Source organism: Myxococcus guangdongensis, from assembly GCF_024198255.1.
GTDB lineage: Bacteria > Myxococcota > Myxococcia > Myxococcales > Myxococcaceae > Myxococcus > Myxococcus guangdongensis.
In genome coordinates, this window is sequence record NZ_JAJVKW010000006.1 from 393,529 (window position 1) to 409,710 (window position 16,182).

Consider the following 16,182-nt stretch of genomic DNA (forward strand, 5'->3'; position numbering starts at 1 on the left):
CAGGGTAAGGTGGCCTCATGCGTGGTGCTTCGACGGTGGGGACGAGGATTCTCGCGGGAGTCGGTGTTCTGGGGGTGGTGGGGTTCCTCCTGAGCCTGGACACGGGCCCGGTCGAGGTCCGGCTGGTGACCAAGTCGTTGCCCATGCTGTGCCTGCTCCTGTGGCGATGGCCGGCCCGGGAGCGCTATGCGCGGTGGATTCTCGCGGGGCTCGGGCTGTCGCTGCTCGGAGACGTGCTGTTGGACGCGAGCAAGGCGCTGTTCCTTCCGGGCCTGGGGGCCTTCCTGCTGGCCCATGTGAGCTACACGGCCGCGTACCTCAGCGTGACACGTGAACTCCGGTGGGGGAGGGCGCTGCCGTTCCTGCTGTTGGCGGTGGGCGCGGGTGTCGTGTTGGGGCCTCACCTGGGCGCCATGGCCGTGCCGGTGACGGCCTACGTCGTGGTCATCTGCACGATGACCTGGCGCGCGGCGGCGATGCTGGGCGCGCCTGGGTTGACGCGCAGGGAGCAGGGGTTCGCGTTCGCGGGGGCGTTGCTGTTCGCTCTCAGCGACGGAGTGCTCGCGGTGAAGCTCTTCGTGACGCCGGTGAACGGGGGCAGTTACGTCATCATGCTGACGTACTGGGCCGCGCAGCTCTGCATCGCCCGTTCCGCGCATCGCGCCCATGCCGCGGCGTGAATCAGGGGAGGCGGGCGTCGAGCCACGTCAGGTGTGCGTCGAGGGTGTCCGCCACGGCCTGCGCCTGCTCGGAGGCGCTGGGGTCGGTGTATGGATTTCCAATCTCCTTGTGCTTCCACTTCACCCACGTCTGCTTGTACCAACCCCAGTCGAGATTCGTCCCCGTGGAGGGTGGCGAGGCCCCCGCGTAGCCAGAGAACGCGCGGATGCCCGTGGCCGGTGCCACCTCCTGGCCGCCCACCACCTGGAAGAGATGGAGCCGCTGCCGCCGGGGGAACTGGGCATTCAGGTCCGTGGCCCACGCGCCATAGAACGTGCCCCAGGGCCGCACGGGATTGTCTATCTTGGTGTCGTAGGTGCCCAGCTCCCCCTGGCTGTTGCGGCACACGCCGTCGAACGAGGACACGTAGAGGTCGATTCCATCCAGCGCCCCGTTGGCGCGAAGCGCCTGGGCCAGCCGCATCATCAGGCAGCCGCCTCGCGAACTGCCCGCCAGGTAGATGGCGCGTGTCTCCGGACGGACCTGCGCCTGGAGCCAGCCTGAGAAGCCATTGACGATCCGCTGCTTCGTGTCGCTGTCGAACAAGTGGTCGAAGTTGTTGTCGTTGACCACGGACAGGTACGTCTTGCCCCGAGGAAACCACCCCAGGGTGTCCAGCTTCATCGCCAGCGAGCGGCCATCCAGCGTGACGTTGGGGCACGAGACGCTGTTACAGGATGCGTCCCAGTTGGACGACTGCCCCGTGACACCACTCGAGTGCCCGCTGCTCGAGATCTTCTGTCCCGCCGACATGACCACCAGCGCCTCGCGCGGACCGGGGGCATCTACCTCCGCGATGCGGATGTTGTGAAGCACGGAGTCAGGGGCGCCCGCCGCGCGGAACTGCTCGAAGCCCGCCGCCGCCAGATAGGCGCCCGAGCCATTCTTGTAGACGACACGCCGGGACACCACCGTCCGCGCCCCGCCGCTGGGATAGGTCAGGGGCCGCGACTGGGTCTCCATCGAATCCTCAACCCCAGGCTCCAAGGGAGCCCCGCAGCCAGCCCCTCCCAGCAGCAAGGCCCACTTCATCCCTGAAAAGACACGACGCGCGACACCCGACGAGAGACCCATGTGTGGCTCCAGTTCCTGGAAGTGAATGGCATCCAAGCATGTCCGGCGGCTGTGCGCCTGACCCAGGGCTCGATGGACGAGATCGTCGAGCCCTGGGCTCCTCTGGGAATGAGCGCGCTATTGCGCCTCCATCAACAGGAAGCTGAAGTCCGCGGAGCCGTCACCGCTGGCCTTGGGCGCCTGGCCGTGACAGCCCAGGCAGCTCGCGGTGGATTGGATATAGGTCTCCATCGTCGTGTTGGCGAGCACGGGCGGAGTGCCCTGCGGCGCGCCTCCGGTGGCCCACTGGGTGCTGATGAGCTGGTAGTTCTCCCAGACGGAGCCCTTGAGCAGCGCGCGGTAATACGCGTTGAGACCGGAGTCCGCCTGGATGGGCGTGGTGCGCGTCACCTGGACCGGGGCGTTGAGCGGGCCGCCATCGGGCGCCAGCTCCGTGTAGGGCTCCTTCGCCGTCTGGGTATTGGGCGTGCAGTCCCCCGTGCAGTGCGGGTTGAAGAACGAAGACGTCGTGTTGTCCACGTGCTCGAAGGTGGACCAGAACCAGGTCTGCTGCGTGTCCGTCTTGTGGATGATGTGCAGGCCGACCAGGCCCACGGTGACGGGGTTGGCACCGGGGCTCGGGTCTCCGGCGTCATCGTTGAAGACCCACCCCTGTCGCATGAAGAAGCGCTTGCCAGAAATCTCCTGCGGGGAGAGCACCTTCCACGACGCCTTGACCTCCATGGCGCCCACCGGGCCGCACGGCTTGCCGTTGCATGGGCCCGGGTTCTGGCTGGCGCCGGTGGGGAAGGAGATGGTGACGCCCTTCTGGCCCGCGGCGTTCCAGAGGTTGTTGGTGATGAGGTAGTTGTACTCGTCCTGATTGAGGCGCTTCTCGTAGCGCACGAAGCGGCCGTTCTGGTCCGTCAGCGGGCCTCCGACGGCCTGCTCGATGTCCGGGAGCTTCTCCCCGATGGCGGCCGACGCCTTGGAGGTGCTGAGCAGCAGCTTGTGCACGCCGGTGTTCAGCGCCTGGAGGCGCCCTGTCTCCGGCAGCTTCGTGCGCTGGCGCAGCTTCGTCTCGAAGGCCGCGGGCGTGTTGAAGCTGCACCACGCGCCGGGCTTGCTCCCAGGAGGCACGAACATGTCCAGGTCATCCGGGTAGGTCTCCCAGACGGTGGGCCCCTGTCCGCTGAGGATGCTGCTCTGCGTATTGGCCGTGCACGAGGACGGATTCGCGGGCCAGTTGAGCGCGATGAAGGTGTTCCACGAATAGACATCCACGTCGGACTGGAACTCACCGAAGCGGGGACACGCGTTGGCGGGGACGACGGCGAGCGCGGGGGTGATGGCCGTGGCGCACGTCGAGCCGGGACACGTCGGGTCCGGGTTGCACGCCTGGGGCAGCGGCGGGGCATCCGTGGACCCGATGGGGCCCGGATTGGGGGAGGAGGTCGCACAGGCGATGATGGCAGCGCAGGCCAGCACACCGCCCGCGAGCAGCTTCCCAGCGAAGGCAGACACGACGCGCATGAATCACCTCGGGGTGTGGAGTGTTTCAGTGGTACCAGTCGCCGATTTGTTGGAGGAACAGCATCCCGAACTCGATGAACTTGGCCTGGTCCGTCCCGCAGTCATTCAAGCGCTGACAGATCTGCCGCTTGAGGTCCAGCGGCTGTCCGGTGAGGTTGTACTTGCGCCAGACGCAATCCAGGTTCTGCTCGTTGAACGGTTGGTCGAACAGGCCACGGGGGCCGATGGGCGTCGCCTGCTTCGAGACGATGAACTTGGCGCCGACGCCACAGAAGTCCGTCAGGACCTGGATGCGCAACGGCTTTCGTTCCTTGGGCAGCCGCCCGGCCTGCATCTCATCGAAGAGCCATAGGAGCCTTCGCAGCCTCGCGCACTGGATGGACTGCTCGACGGTCAAGGCCTGTCGTGTCTCAATCCATTCTCCGAGCGTGTCGAGCTGGATGGGCATGTCCTGCGGATAGGCTTCGACGCCCGGCGCGAGCGTGACAATCTTCCCCGCCAACTTCCCGCTGTACATCATCTGGAGGAGTCCCGGGAAATGCAGGCCGTAGCGGACCTCCAGCAGCTCGGACGTATCGGGGGAGTCCGGGCTCCCGCCATAGACGACGCTCGAGAGCAGGGTCTTGTTCTCGTTCCAGGCCTTGTCGTACGCATCCTTGGGCGCGGCCGAGCCGTTGAAGAGGGCCACCTGGTAGATGCTGGGCCGCTGGCACGACTTCAGGAATCGGCTGACGACCCGCTCGACGGCCCTCCAGCGCTCCAGCACCTGGTCCTTCTCGAGCTGAAGGGTGTTGGGATTGAAGGCGAGGTTCGTGTCCTTCATCTCGATCTCCAGCCGGAGCTGTCGCTCTCCGCCCAGGTTCAGCGAGTGGTGCGCGAGGTACGCCTCGACAATCTGGAGCCAGCGGTCGAGGGTCAGGAGCCGGGGCGGCAGGTTGCCTGAGTGCACGTCCTTGACCTTCACGCCACTCAGGGGCGGAGCCACGTTCCGGGTCTGCTCCTGATTGAGCAGGGCTTCGATGTTCTGGGTGTGCGTGACGATGGGAATCGCGTCCTGACTGAACCAGACATCACACTCGACGCCGCTCAGCTCCTTGTTCCTCCAGGCATCGAGCGCTTTCACGAGCGCGGCCTCGCTGTTCTCGTTCTCGTGCTGGTAGTAGAAGACGCTGTCGAAGGCCTGCCGCTCGAAGACCTTGCGGACCTTCTCGAAGGTCGCCCCGTCTCCTCGGTGCGCGATGACGACGACCTTGGAGCGCAGGTTGCGCTTCTTCCACTGCGCGGTGAGGCTGTCACCGAGCCGCTGGGTGATGTCATCGTCCGGATGGGCCGCGCTCAGCGCCGTGTAGATTTGATTGTTGAGATAGAACTGCTGCTCATTGGGCTTCGTCGCGCTACACCACTGACTCAACAGCGAGAAGCACCCGAGGATGGTCTGGTCGATCGATGCGGCGATGGCGGTGGCATTCGGGAACTGCGCCACCTCGCCCCGCTTGAGCCGACCACTGATGCGGTTCAGCTTGCGCAGCTCCCGGTTGGCCAGCAGGGTGCTCGCCACCCCGGTCCGCCACTGATTGTCGAGCGAGGCCCAGAGCGTCGGGTTCTCCGCGATCTTCACATCGAGCTTCAATGGGTCCCACACGTCGGCCACCGGCGCACCCCTTTCGTTCGCAGATTGAGCGCGTGGGTGCAAGCAATGCGCCACGCGACAGTCCGACGGGCTCGCCTGAATGGGCCCCTCGGCAGCGTGCACGAGGGACGCAATGGCCTGTGGGAGCGTTCAGCCGGGACGCGCTACAGGACGCGGTCGACGCTGCCCCAGGTGCGGAGGCCGCGCCAGTGCCTGAATCTTCGTGAGGGTTTGGGCGTGGTTTGACATTGCGGGCTTGTCTGTTTTGGCTGTGTGGCCGGCGGGAATCCGGGCCTGCGCTCCCGTCTGCTGACGAAGGGTGGGACTCGGACCCAGCCGTACACGCTGGGCTCACTCCGTGAGGTCCAGGACGTGAGCGACCTGCTGGACCTGCGTGCGAGCGGGGCCCAGGGGTCGTCGCGGGGCGTACCCCTGGGCGGCCTGGGCGGGGCACCTCCTTCGTCCACTGAAGGAGGCGCCGGGACGACGGACTTCAGAAGAGGAAGTCCGTCGTCAGGAAGTCCGACTCCCGCCGGGTGAGGATGGACTGGACGAGCGTGGTATTGGCCGGCGTGGTCTTCGTGGCGACGAGCGTGCGGATGGAGAACACGCGCAGCGCGTCCGCGACGGACAGCGTGCCCTCGGCGGAGTCCTTGCGGCCGTTGAAGGGGAACGTGTCGGGCCCGCGCTGGCACTGGCAGTTGAGGTTGATGCGGCCCACCTGGTTCGCGAACGCGTCGATGAACCGGCCGATGCGCGCCGGGTCCTGCCCGAACAGGCTGAGCTGCTGGCCGAACTGGGACTCCACCACCAGCTGGATGACCTCCTCGTCCCGGTCGAACACCATCACCGGCACCACCGGCCCGAACTGCTCCTCGCTCGACAGCCGCATGTCCTTCGTCACCGGGTACACCACCGCGGGCGTGAAGAACGAGTGCGAGGACTGGCCCCCGGTGGCGTTCACCACGCTGGCGCCCTTGGACACGGCGTCGTCCACCAGGCCCCGCAGGTAGTCCGCCTTGCCGGGCTCCGGCAGGGGCGTGATGGCCACGCCCGGCTCCCACGGCATGCCGGGCTTCAGCGCGTCCACCGCGGCGGTGAGCTTCTTCAGGAACACGTCCGCGATGCTCCGGTGCACCACGAGCAGCTTGAGCGCCGTGCAGCGCTGGCCGTTGAAGGAGAGCGCGCCGGTGATGCACTCCTTCACCGCGTTCTCCAGGTCCGCGTCCTCCAGGATGATGGCCGGGTTCTTCGCGTCCAGCCCGAGCACCGACTTGAGTCGATGCGGCCGCGGGTGCATCCGCTTGAGCTCGCTGGCGCCCCGGTTGGTGCCGATGAAGGCGAACAAGTCCACCTGCCCGCTCTCCATCAGCGCGCCCACCGTCTCCCGGCCCTTGCCGTAGATGATGTTGATGACGCCCGGCGGGAAGCAGTCGCGGAAGGCCTCCAGCAGCGGCCGGATGAGCAGCACGCCGAACTTCGCCGGCTTGAAGACCACCGTGTTGCCCATCAGCAGCGCGGGGAACAGCGTGCTGAACGTCTCGTTGAGCGGGTAGTTGTAGGGCCCCATGCACAGCGCCACCCCCATGGGGGCCCGGCGAATCTGCGCCATGATGCCCTGCTCCTGCACGAAGCGGGACGAGGTGCGGTCCAGCTCCTTCAGCGCGCGCACCGTCTCCACGATGAGGTCGACGGTGCGGTCGAACTCCTTCTCCGAGTCCGGCTGCGTCTTGCCAATCTCCCACATCAACAGGTTGACCACCGTGGAGCGCTGGGCGCGCATGGCCACGAGGAAGCGCTCCACCGCTTCGATTCGCTCCGCCACCTTCATCGTCGGCCAGACGCCCCGGCCCGAGTCGTACGCCTTCACCGCCGCGGCGAGCGCCGCGAGCGACTCCTTCGAGGTGAGCTGCGGCGTGGCTCCGAGCACGCGCTGCTGGAGCCCCTCGGGCGTGCGGAGGAAGACGGGGCTGCGCACGGGGCTGAGGTCTCCCTCCCAGCGCTTGAGCTCGCCACCCACCAGGTACTCGCGCTGCTCGAGATAGGTCGGGAGCCGCACGCTGGAGGGGAGCTGCGCTTCGGTCGGGAAGAGGTCGGCGAGTGGCGTCATGGCGGCCTTCTTAACGAGGGTCCTCCCTCCTGGCACCTCTTCCCGTGGCCGCGCCGGACGTCCGGAACCGGCAGTGGGACCGGCCAGTCGACCCACCCGGGAGGAGTACCTCGCCGCCCATGCGCGGACCCGGGACGAGCCCCACCGTCAAACCGGGAGACGCGACGTGGGGGCGCGTGAGCGGGGCGAGGGGCCGCTGACGAGAACGTCGCGCGTGACGAAGGCGTGGGGCACGCGGCAGGTCATGCGGCGGCCCGGGGCGTCACCGTCCGCGTCCGTCGGCCGGAAAGGAGTCGAGCCTTGGCGCTCGAGGAGGATGTCTCCCCCTCGTTGGGAGGCTTGCTGGCGCGGTGGGGGCCCGTCCTGCGGACGCGCCATGGGCTCCGGCTGGAGCAGTCCGGGCTCGGCCGCAGCGGACTGGAGGATGCGCTGCCCGTGCTCCTGGAGGCGCTCGTCCGGGCGCTCGATGACGGCGCGCTGCCTCCCTTGCCCGAGGTGCTCAGGGACTTGCGCGTCGGGCAGGCGGAGCGCTGGCATGCCCGCCCGGGCCTGGAGCCCCGCCTGCTCGTCCAGGAGTACGGCCTGCTGCACGACTGCCTGCTCGAGTTGATGGAGGAGGCGGGCGTGACGGCGACGTCGCGACAGCTGCGCATCCTGGCGGCGGTCTTCACCGAGGCCAGCACGGACGCGGTGGGGCGCTTGTCGTCGAGCCTGGACGCATCGAGGAGCGAGGGCTGGCTGCAGGCCATCATCGACCATGCACCTCCCGTCATCTTCGCCAAGGACGCGCAGGGGCGCTTCGTGCTGGTCAACCGGAGCTTCGAGGCGGCGATGGGGATGCCGCGCTCGAGCGTGCTCGGCAAGACGGACTTCGAAGTGCTCCCCGCCGCCGTGGCGCGACGCAACCAGGAGAACGACGAGCGCGTGCGACAGACGCTGCGGCCCTTGACGGAGGATGAGGACATCCCCGGCGTCAAGGGCATGCGCACCTGGTTTGCCATGAAGTTCCCGCTGCCCAGCGTGGGCGCCAAGGGGCCCCTCATCTGCGGCATCTCCACGGACATCACCGACGCGCGCCGCACCCACGAGGCGCTGCGGGAGAGCGAGGAGCGCTTCCGCCTGTTGATGGACGCGGTGGAGGACTACGCCATCCTCCTGCTGGACCCGGAGGGACGCGTGGTGAGCTGGAACGTGGGCGCCGAGCGGCTCACCGGCTGGAAGGAGCAGGAGGTGCTCGGTCGGCACTACGCGCTGTTCGCGCCCGAGGAGCAGGTGGCCCAGGGCGAACCCCAGCGGCTCCTGCGCGAAGTGGCCGACGGCGGGCACTTCCGGGGCGAGCTGCGACGGAAGCGGCGGGACGGCACGTGCTTCTGGGCGGACCTGGACATCGCGGCCGTGCGCGACGAGGCGGGCCGTCTGCGCGGGTTCGCCAACGTGGCGCGCGACATCACCGCGAAGAAGCGCAGCGAGACGGCGAGGGACTTCCTGTTGGAGGCGGGGCGGGTGCTCGCGGGCTCTTTGGATTTGGAGACCACGCTGGGCGCCTTCGCGGGCCTGGTTGTGAAGCACATCTCCGACTACTGCGTGGTGGACCTGCTGGAGGCGAGCGGCAGGCTCGTCCGACTGGAGGCGGCCGCGAGGGAGCCCGCGCGGCAGGACCTCATCCGCCAGCTCCTGGCCTTCGCTCCTCAGATGGAGGGGGACAGTCCGCTGGCGCGAGCGCTGACGTTGGCGCAGCCCATCGTCGTGCCGGAGGTGACCTCCCGGTCGCTCGACTCGGTGTCCCGCGACGCGGCGCACCGGGCGGTGCTGGAGGCGCTGGAGCCGCGCTCCGCGGCGCTCGTGCCGGTGGTGTCGCGCGGGCGCGCGCTCGGGCTCATCCACCTGGTGTGGACGCAGCCTCAAGACTCGCTGGAGATGGAGGCCCTGGTGGAGCTGGCCCGGGGCGTGGCGGACCGCGCGGCGGTGGCCATCGAGAACGCGCGGCTGTACCGGGAGGCCCGCGACGCCGTGCGCGTGCGCGAGGACGTGGTGGCCATCGTCAGCCATGACCTGCGCAACCCCCTGCATGCCATCCAGCTGACCGCGACGTCGTTGTTGCGCAAGGGCACCCTGCCGGAGGGCGGTGTGAAGGGCCTGGAGCGCATCATGGAGGCGACGCAGCGGGCCTCTCGCCTGATTCGAGACCTGCTGGACTTCACCCAGGCGCGCGCGGGAGAGCGCATCCCCATCCGGCCGTGCGCCATGGACCTGCACGCGCTGGCGCGCAAGGTGGTGGACGAGGTGCTGCTCGCGCACCCGCGGCGCGACATCCAGGTGGAGATCCAGGGAGATGGGAGGTTGGAGGCGGACGCGGACCGGCTGGCCCAGGTGGTCTCCAACCTGGTGGGCAACGCGCTCCAGCACAGCGCGCCGGACTCGCGTGTCCGCGTCCACCTGCGCGAGGCCGGGGACGGCGTGATCCTGGAGGTCCACAACGTGGGGACTCCCATCGCGGCCGCGCTGCTGCCCACGTTGTTCGAGCCCTATCGCCGCGGGCCGGAGGCGCGCTCCGGCCAGGGCAGCATCGGCCTGGGCCTCTACATCTCCCGGCAGATCGTCCTGGGACATGGAGGCAGCATCGAGGTGTCCTCCGACGAGCGCGGCACCTGCTTCAAGGTGTGGCTGCCGCGCCGCCGGGGGCCTTGAGGCCGCGATGACTGGGGTTGCCGCGTGCTCCGCGGCCGACCTCATTCACACGCTTCGGTGATGGGCCGGCAGGACCGCCAGCCAGGGCAGCAGTGGTAGTTCGGGAAACAGCTCGGAGGACAGCCAGGGGGCGGCTGGCGGTAACCCTCGCCGACGACGGTGGCGAAGCCCAGCCTCGTGGTGTGGGTCGTCTCGGCGTAGAGCCGGAACTCGAAGGTATTGCCCGCGGTGATCCAGGTCGCGTCGGCACAGCCGCTGCCGCCTCGGGTGAAGAGCGTCTCGGGCTGGCCGTTCAGGCTCAGCCACACCTCCGCGGTGGAGGTGCCCGTCGTGCTCCAGCAGACGGTCGTCGTGCCGGTGTTCGTCTGGTTCAGGTTGATGCGCACCGTGGAGGGTGTCGCGGTGACGTAGCCCGCGGCCAGCTCGCTCGACAGTTGGCCCAACTCCTCGAGCTCCGACGGTTCGGCCCCCGCGCACCCCAGCACGAAGACGGAGAGCACCCACGTCAGGATTCGCTTCATGGTCAACCACTCCTTGCATGAGGTTTGCGCGCGCGAGCCGACCACGAACCCGCGCCAGCTTTCATAAAATAGACACACCGTGTGTGAATGTAGACGTCGCGAACATTCTCGACGCCCCGCGCCGAGCAGGTGTCGATGTAGCCCACTGTCTCCCTCGGCAACGTGACGCGGCCAGGCGTACACTGTGTCTTCGAGCAAGGGGGCGCGCGATGCGACGCAGCGGGGCTCGGGTTCATGCGAGTCATTCATCCGAGGCGCGGGGCTCCACGCCCTCGGCGCGGCCGCTCGCGTCGGTTCCGGCGCGGGCTGTCGCGGGCGAGCCGGGCCCTGTCTCGCCGGGCGTCCGGTTCGACTTCAGCCGGCTCCCGCTCACCCCCAGCGTGCGGCGTGTCGCGTGCGCGGGGGGCTCCTGCGGGTGCTCATCCTGCGAGAAGAAGAAGGAGGAGGTGGCCCGGGCAGCACAGCCCGGTGCCTCCGGCGCGAGTCCTTCCGAGAGCGTCTCCGCGCACGTCGCCCGTGGCCTGGGCTCCGGGCAACCCCTGGAGTCCTCCGCGCGTGCCTTCTTCGAGCCGCGCTTCGGCCAGTACCTGGGCGGCGTGCGCATCCACACCGACGCGAAGGCGGCGGACTCGGCTCGCGCGCTCCAGGCTCGCGCGTACACGGTGGGCAGTGACATCGCCTTCCAGGAGGGCGCGTACTCACCAGCCACCCACGCGGGACGTCGACTGCTCGCGCATGAGTTGACGCACGTGCTGCAGCAGACCGGAGGCCGCGCGACCTCCGGCGCCCGGCTGGCCCGCTTCGCCACGGGTGGGCTGGCGGTGTCCTCACCGGGGGACGCCTCCGAGCGCGAGGCCGAGTCCATGGCGGACGCGGTGATGGCGGACGGCGCGACGCGCGAGCCAGGGCGCCACCGCCTGGGCGTGGCCCGGGACTTCTCCCCGGCCCCCGCGTCCAAGTACACGGTGCCCTCACCGCCGGCGCCGCCCACGCCGCCGCCGCCCCTCAAGACGACGTCGGACGTGCCGCCGACGCAGTCGGGCACCCCCGTCAACAAGAACGGGCTCGTCGCCGCCGAGGAGGGCGTCAACCTCCGCGCCTCACCGGACACCGGGGCCGCGCCGCTCGAGCGGCTCCCGCAGAACACCCGCATGTTCGTCAGCCGCGAGCAGTCCGGCGGCTGGTACTTCGTGATGCTGGTGGATGGCCGCTTCGGCTACGTGGCGAAGTCCCACGTCACGGTGGACATGCCGGACCCGGAGGCGAAGTTGTACCGCATCGCCCCGGGGGAGACGGCGCTCGACATCGTCAAGCGCTTCTACAAGTCGGACGCGACGACGTGGGGCCAGGACGAGCGCTTCTTCGTCAACGTGCTGGTGTTCGTCAACGCGGAGCGCGGACGCAAGGGCATCTTCAAGCCGGACCCGAAGGCGGGCTGGGACACCACCCAGACGCACGCGGGCTCGCAAATCTGGATACCGGGCGTCGAGTTCGCCAAGGCGCTCAAGGGCCAGGTCTCCTCGGGCTCCATCACCTACGAGGCCTACCAGACGGTCAAGAACGTCATCACCGCCATCGGTGAGTTCCTGGCCGGCTCCATCGCCTTCGTGGCGGGGCTGCTGCACGGCGTGCTCGAGTCGCTCTGGGACACGCTGGTGGGGCTGGTGGACCTGGCGAAGCTCGCGGGCAAGCTGGTGTGGAGCCTCGTCACGGGCAGCCTGCTGTCCGACCTCCGGGGCTTCTTCAAGGACTTGTCCAAGCTCGACTTCAAGCAGCTGCTGGACGCGGGGCTCGACGCGCTGGACAAGAAGTGGAACGACCCGAGCCTTCTCAAGCGCTGGCACTTCCGGGGATGGATTACCGGCTACGCGCTGGCGGAAATCGTGATGCTGTTCTTCAGCGGCGGCGCGCTCACGGCGCTCAAGAGCGCGGGCAAGGCGGGCAAGTTCGCCCAGTTCCTCGCCAAGATGCCGCGCGCGGCGAAGTTCCTGGAGAAGGCCGCCGAGGCCGCCAAGGGGCTCAAGGAGGCCGAGTCCCTGCGCAAGGGCATGAAGGCGCTCACCACGGCGCGCGACTGGGCCGTGCGCGTGCTCAAGGTGCCCGGCCACCTCCTGCAGAACCTCTCCGCCGAGGCGCTCGAGCGGCTCAAGCGCCTGCCCCAGTGGGCCATCGAGCGCTTCCGCGAGCTGAGCGACGTGGCCAAGGCGCGCGTGCTGGGCTGCGCCTCGCCGTGCAAGGTGGACCTGGATGCCATCCAGAAGTACCTGGCGGAGCTGGCCGCCAAGGGCGCCACCGGCGCGAAGAAGCTCAGCACCCCCGAGAGCGTGCTCGCCGCGCTGCCCAAGGATTTGAACATCGGGAAGATAAAACAGTACCTCGACGAGTACCCGGCCCTGATGGAGCTCATCCGCAAGGCGGACCTCACGGACCTGGACCTGGCGAAGATGGCCGACTTCCTCACCGCCGCGGACAAGGCCAACCCCAAGACGGCGTACCAGACCTTCACCCGCTACCTCACCCTGGTGGTGCCGTCGAAGACGGGGGGGGACATCGACGCGTTCAACAAAATCGTCGAGGCGGTGGTGAAGGCGGACCCGCGCCAGGGCGCCGCCCTCAAGGGCCCCATGTTCGAGGCCTTCGCGCGCACGCACCTGCAGGAGTTCGCCGGCAAGGCCTTCACGCGCGAGACGTTCAACGTCCCCGGCGGCACGCGCCGCACCGCGGACCGCTTCTTCGCGGACAAGGGCGAGCTGTGGGAGGTCAAGCACCAGCTCACCGACAAGGTGCCGCCGGGCCAGGTGGACGACTACCTCTCCTTCCTCGGCACCACGGGCAACACCACGAAGGCGGAGGTGAAGTCGCTGAACTACCTGTTCCCCTCGGAGGAGGCCGCGAAGCTGAACTCGGCGCTCAAGGCGCGCGGCATCACCGTCTGGTATGTGAAGCAGCCCAACGTGCTGACGAAGCTCTAGCGAGGACGCGCCATGGCCCAGGTGAAGTGGACCGCCAGCTCGCAGCACCACGACTGGAATGATCGGCGCGCCCCGGCTGCCTTCATCGACGCGCTCTCCGAGGCGGGGTTGGTGGGGACGGTGGAGGGGGTGTGCGGCTGGGACGAGGACGCCACTCGGCGCGCGGTGAAGCTCCAGGGGCCGGGCGTGGGCGCGAGGCTGATGGCGGAGATTCCCAAGAAGGAGAAGCACCCGTTCCTCAAGGCCTGGGGGGGCACGCCTTCGCCGTGGACGCTGTCGGTGGGCATCTCCCGCTTCGTCGCCGACGAGGGGCGGGTGGCGGGGCTCAACACCTTCGTCTTCCAGTTCGACGGGGCGCCCTACGAGGACGAGGCGGGCTCCGCGCTCCTGCTCGCCGCGTTCCACGCGGCCCACGCGCCCGACACCACGGAGTTCGCCGCCATCCATCCCCTGGCGCGCTACGAGGCGTTGGAGACGGGCGAATTCCACCCCGCTGTGACGCTCGGGCCCATGTTCGCCGGCGTCTACTGGGCGTGCTTCCTGGGCAAGGGGCACGTGGAGCAGTTCGACCGCGCGGTGCTCGCGCGACTGCCGCCGGAGCGGGTGGAGTGGGTGGACGGCGGCAAGGGTCTGTTCCTCGTCACCACGCCCCGGCTCGGGGATGCCACCACCCCGGCGGTGGAGGCGGAGATGCTGCGCCTCACCGAGGTGTTCCGCGAGGCCCGGCGGCGATGAGCCACCGGGCGCCCGCGCTTTCCCGTCACGTCGGGTGACGGGCCTTCAAACTCCGGACGCGCGGCGCGATGACGGCCCGCGCGCCCGGAGGTCCTCCCCGCGCTGCCTCAGGGGTAGGTGATGGCCTCGATGAGGGACGGGTGGTCCGCGCCGCACAGGGAGTCCGCGTCCGCGCCGAGGAACACCCCGCGCAGCACGTGGTCCGCCTGGCCCTGGCGCTTCACCGTGAGCGAGTAGGGCACGGGCGTGTCGTCGGCGGGCGACGCCTCGAAGCTCGTGCTCTTCAGGCAGATGAAGTACGTGCCGCTGGGAGGCGTGCCGTCCGGGCCGGACGGCGCCAGCGCGCCGGCCTTGGCGGGCCCGTACGCGAGCAGCTCACCGTTGGGCGTGCGGACGATGAGGTCCTGGTCCTGCGCCCGCTCCCAGCTCGCGGTGACGTCCAGGGGGGCGCCCGGGAGCGCGCGGGCCCCGCAGACGCCGTTGGCGCACGTCTTCCCCGTGCCGCACCGGTTGCCGCAGCAGCCGCAGTTGGCGGGGTCGGTGTTGGCGTTCACGCACGAGGCGCCGCACTTCACCTGCGGCGGCGGGCAGCTGCCCGGCACGCAGTCGAAGCCTCCCGGCTGGTTCACGCACCGCTGCCCGGGCGTGCACGTGTGCGTGCCCGCGGTGCACTCGTTGATGTCGTTGCAGGTGCGGCCGTTGCCGGAGTAGCCCGCCTTGCAGGTGCAGTTGTAGCTGCCCTGGGTGTTGGAGCAGGTGGCGTTGGCGGAGCACTGCGAGGTGCCGTTGGTGCACTCGTTGACGTCGTTGCAGGTGCGGCCGTTGCCCGTGTAGCCCGTCTTGCACGCGCAGGTGTAGCTGCCCGCCGTGTTGGTGCAGGTGGCGTTGACCGAGCACTGCGACGTGCCGTTGGTGCACTCGTTGATGTCGTTGCAGGTGCGGCCGTCGCCGGAGTAGCCCGCCTTGCACGCGCAGGTGTAGCTGCCCTGGGTGTTGGAGCAGGTGGCGTTGGTGGAGCACTGGGCGGTGCCGTTGGTGCACTCGTTGACGTCGTTGCAGGTGCGGCCGTTGCCCGTGTAGCCCGCCTTGCACGCGCAGGTGTAGCTGCCCGTCGTGTTGGTGCAGGTGGCGTTGGGGGAGCACTGCGAGGTGCCGTTGGTGCACTCGTTGATGTCGTTGCAGGTGCGGCCGTTGCCGGAGTAGCCCGCCTTGCACGTGCAGGTGTAGCCGCCCTGGGTGTTGGCGCAGGTGGCGTTGACGGAGCACTGGGCGGTGCCGTTGGTGCACTCGTTGACGTCGGTGCAGACGCTGGGGCTGCCCTGACAGGTGTAGCCGGGCTCCACCTGGCAGGTGGTGCTACAGCCGTCGTTCGCCGTGCGGTTGCCGTCGTCACATGACTCGCCGGTGCTCACGCGGCCATCGCCGCACAAGGGCCCCAGCGTCTCCACGGCGTCGATGGCGTAGAGGCCGAGGATGGCGCGGTTGAGCCTCACGTAGCGGTAGGGCGCGGCGTTGGAGTAGGGGACATCCACGGAGAAGAAGCCCACGCCCAGCTGGATGAGGTTCGCCTGTCCGCTGGCGATGACCGTCCGGTCGGCGCTCAGGAAGTCCACGGTGAACAGCACGGCCAGGTTCAGGCCCCCGTAGTGGATGCGAAGGTTGCCACGGCCTTCCTCGCCCTGGCCCATGTCCAGGAGCAGCGAGCCGCCGAGCACGGAGAGGACGGTGGCGGGCTGGCCGTCAGGGGCGCCCACGGCGTTGTTGGGGTTGATGACCACGTTGAGGCCGCTGGGGATGGCCGCGTCCGCGTACGGGTCCACCACCGCCAGCGTGGCGCTCTCCTCGGACTGGGCGTCCTCGAGCGGGGCCTCGGACTCGCCCTCCAGCTTCTCTTCCTCTTGCGGATTCGCACCACAAGCACCGAGGACGGTGCACAGCAACACCGCGCCCAGCATGCGCCACGTCGTGGCCCTTCGACTGAACTCCATGTCTCGCTCCATTCCAATCGCTCACCGACGGGCTTCCCGGGGGATGTCCCCGGAGCGGAAGCCGTCGGAGCGCATGGAAGGCACGACGACGTCTTCGTGCCTGGAGCAGGGGGGCCTTGGTGACCCGGACTCGTACACCAACCGACACGGGTGTCGTTGAGTGTCGCGGGGGCGCGTTGGGGAAGACATCCGGGAGGTCCTCGGAGGCAGCGTGGAGCGCGTCTGCGTGCGG

The 16,182-nt window shown here is 68.9% G+C and carries 10 protein-coding genes; 4 read left to right on the forward strand and 6 right to left on the reverse strand.

All coding sequences use genetic code 11. From position 1 onward, the window contains the following. The first annotated feature begins 17 nt into the window (after positions 1 to 17). The gene (locus LXT21_RS21000; RefSeq protein WP_254039924.1) at positions 18 to 680 is read left to right on the forward strand and encodes a lysoplasmalogenase; all 663 of its coding nucleotides are present in this window, start codon (positions 18 to 20) and stop codon (positions 678 to 680) included. Position 681: 1 nt separating this feature from the next. Here the strand turns inward: LXT21_RS21000 and LXT21_RS21005 are convergent, their stop codons facing one another. The 4 genes from LXT21_RS21005 to LXT21_RS21020 all read right to left on the reverse strand — a co-directional run bounded on the left by LXT21_RS21005 (position 682) and on the right by LXT21_RS21020 (position 7,046). Next, the gene (locus tag LXT21_RS21005) at positions 682 to 1,683 is read right to left on the reverse strand and encodes a hypothetical protein (protein WP_254039925.1); all 1,002 of its coding nucleotides are present in this window, start codon (positions 1,681 to 1,683) and stop codon (positions 682 to 684) included. 228 nt (positions 1,684 to 1,911) lie between these two features. Then, complete coding sequence (locus tag LXT21_RS21010; RefSeq protein ID WP_254039926.1) at positions 1,912 to 3,306, reverse strand: hypothetical protein; 1,395 nt, start codon at positions 3,304 to 3,306, stop codon at positions 1,912 to 1,914. 25 nt (positions 3,307 to 3,331) lie between these two features. Next, positions 3,332 to 4,957, reverse strand: coding sequence for a PI-PLC domain-containing protein (locus tag LXT21_RS21015; RefSeq protein ID WP_254039927.1), 1,626 nt, complete (start codon positions 4,955 to 4,957; stop codon positions 3,332 to 3,334). A gap of 472 nt (positions 4,958 to 5,429) precedes the next feature. Further along, positions 5,430 to 7,046: an NADP-dependent glyceraldehyde-3-phosphate dehydrogenase gene (locus tag LXT21_RS21020; RefSeq protein ID WP_254039928.1), complete on the reverse strand. Its 1,617-nt coding sequence runs from the start codon at positions 7,044 to 7,046 to the stop codon at positions 5,430 to 5,432. A 300-nt stretch (positions 7,047 to 7,346) separates the two neighbouring features. On the opposite strand from LXT21_RS21020, the gene LXT21_RS21025 reads away from it, so the two are divergent. Further along, positions 7,347 to 9,734 carry a PAS domain-containing sensor histidine kinase gene (locus LXT21_RS21025; protein ID WP_254039929.1) on the forward strand — a complete coding sequence of 796 codons (2,388 nt, stop codon included), beginning with the start codon at positions 7,347 to 7,349 and terminating at the stop codon, positions 9,732 to 9,734. A gap of 41 nt (positions 9,735 to 9,775) precedes the next feature. Here the strand turns inward: LXT21_RS21025 and LXT21_RS21030 are convergent, their stop codons facing one another. Further along, positions 9,776 to 10,255, reverse strand: coding sequence for a hypothetical protein (locus LXT21_RS21030; protein ID WP_254039930.1), 480 nt, complete (start codon positions 10,253 to 10,255; stop codon positions 9,776 to 9,778). A gap of 209 nt (positions 10,256 to 10,464) precedes the next feature. Between LXT21_RS21030 and LXT21_RS21035 the strand changes: the two genes are divergently transcribed. Next, entirely contained in the window at positions 10,465 to 13,227 is a 2,763-nt protein-coding gene (locus LXT21_RS21035) for an eCIS core domain-containing protein (protein WP_254039931.1), read from the forward strand. A 12-nt stretch (positions 13,228 to 13,239) separates the two neighbouring features. Then, complete coding sequence (locus LXT21_RS21040; RefSeq protein ID WP_254039932.1) at positions 13,240 to 13,962, forward strand: hypothetical protein; 723 nt, start codon at positions 13,240 to 13,242, stop codon at positions 13,960 to 13,962. Between the two features lie 107 nt (positions 13,963 to 14,069). Here LXT21_RS21040 and LXT21_RS21045 read toward each other — a convergent pair whose 3' ends face one another. Beyond that, positions 14,070 to 15,950: an EGF domain-containing protein gene (locus LXT21_RS21045; protein ID WP_254039933.1), complete on the reverse strand. Its 1,881-nt coding sequence runs from the start codon at positions 15,948 to 15,950 to the stop codon at positions 14,070 to 14,072. Between the last annotated feature and the right edge of the window lie 232 nt (positions 15,951 to 16,182).

Coding starts and splice junctions, on each gene's coding strand:
- LXT21_RS21000 (WP_254039924.1), top strand. CDS start 18: ATGCGTGGTGCTTCGACGGTGGGGACGAGGATTCTCGCGGGAGTCGGT.
- LXT21_RS21005 (WP_254039925.1), bottom strand. CDS start 1,683: ATGGAGACCCAGTCGCGGCCCCTGACCTATCCCAGCGGCGGGGCGCGG.
- LXT21_RS21010 (WP_254039926.1), bottom strand. CDS start 3,306: ATGCGCGTCGTGTCTGCCTTCGCTGGGAAGCTGCTCGCGGGCGGTGTG.
- LXT21_RS21020 (WP_254039928.1), bottom strand. CDS start 7,046: ATGACGCCACTCGCCGACCTCTTCCCGACCGAAGCGCAGCTCCCCTCC.
- LXT21_RS21030 (WP_254039930.1), bottom strand. CDS start 10,255: ATGAAGCGAATCCTGACGTGGGTGCTCTCCGTCTTCGTGCTGGGGTGC.
- LXT21_RS21035 (WP_254039931.1), top strand. CDS start 10,465: ATGCGACGCAGCGGGGCTCGGGTTCATGCGAGTCATTCATCCGAGGCG.
- LXT21_RS21040 (WP_254039932.1), top strand. CDS start 13,240: ATGGCCCAGGTGAAGTGGACCGCCAGCTCGCAGCACCACGACTGGAAT.
- LXT21_RS21045 (WP_254039933.1), bottom strand. CDS start 15,950: ATGGAGTTCAGTCGAAGGGCCACGACGTGGCGCATGCTGGGCGCGGTG.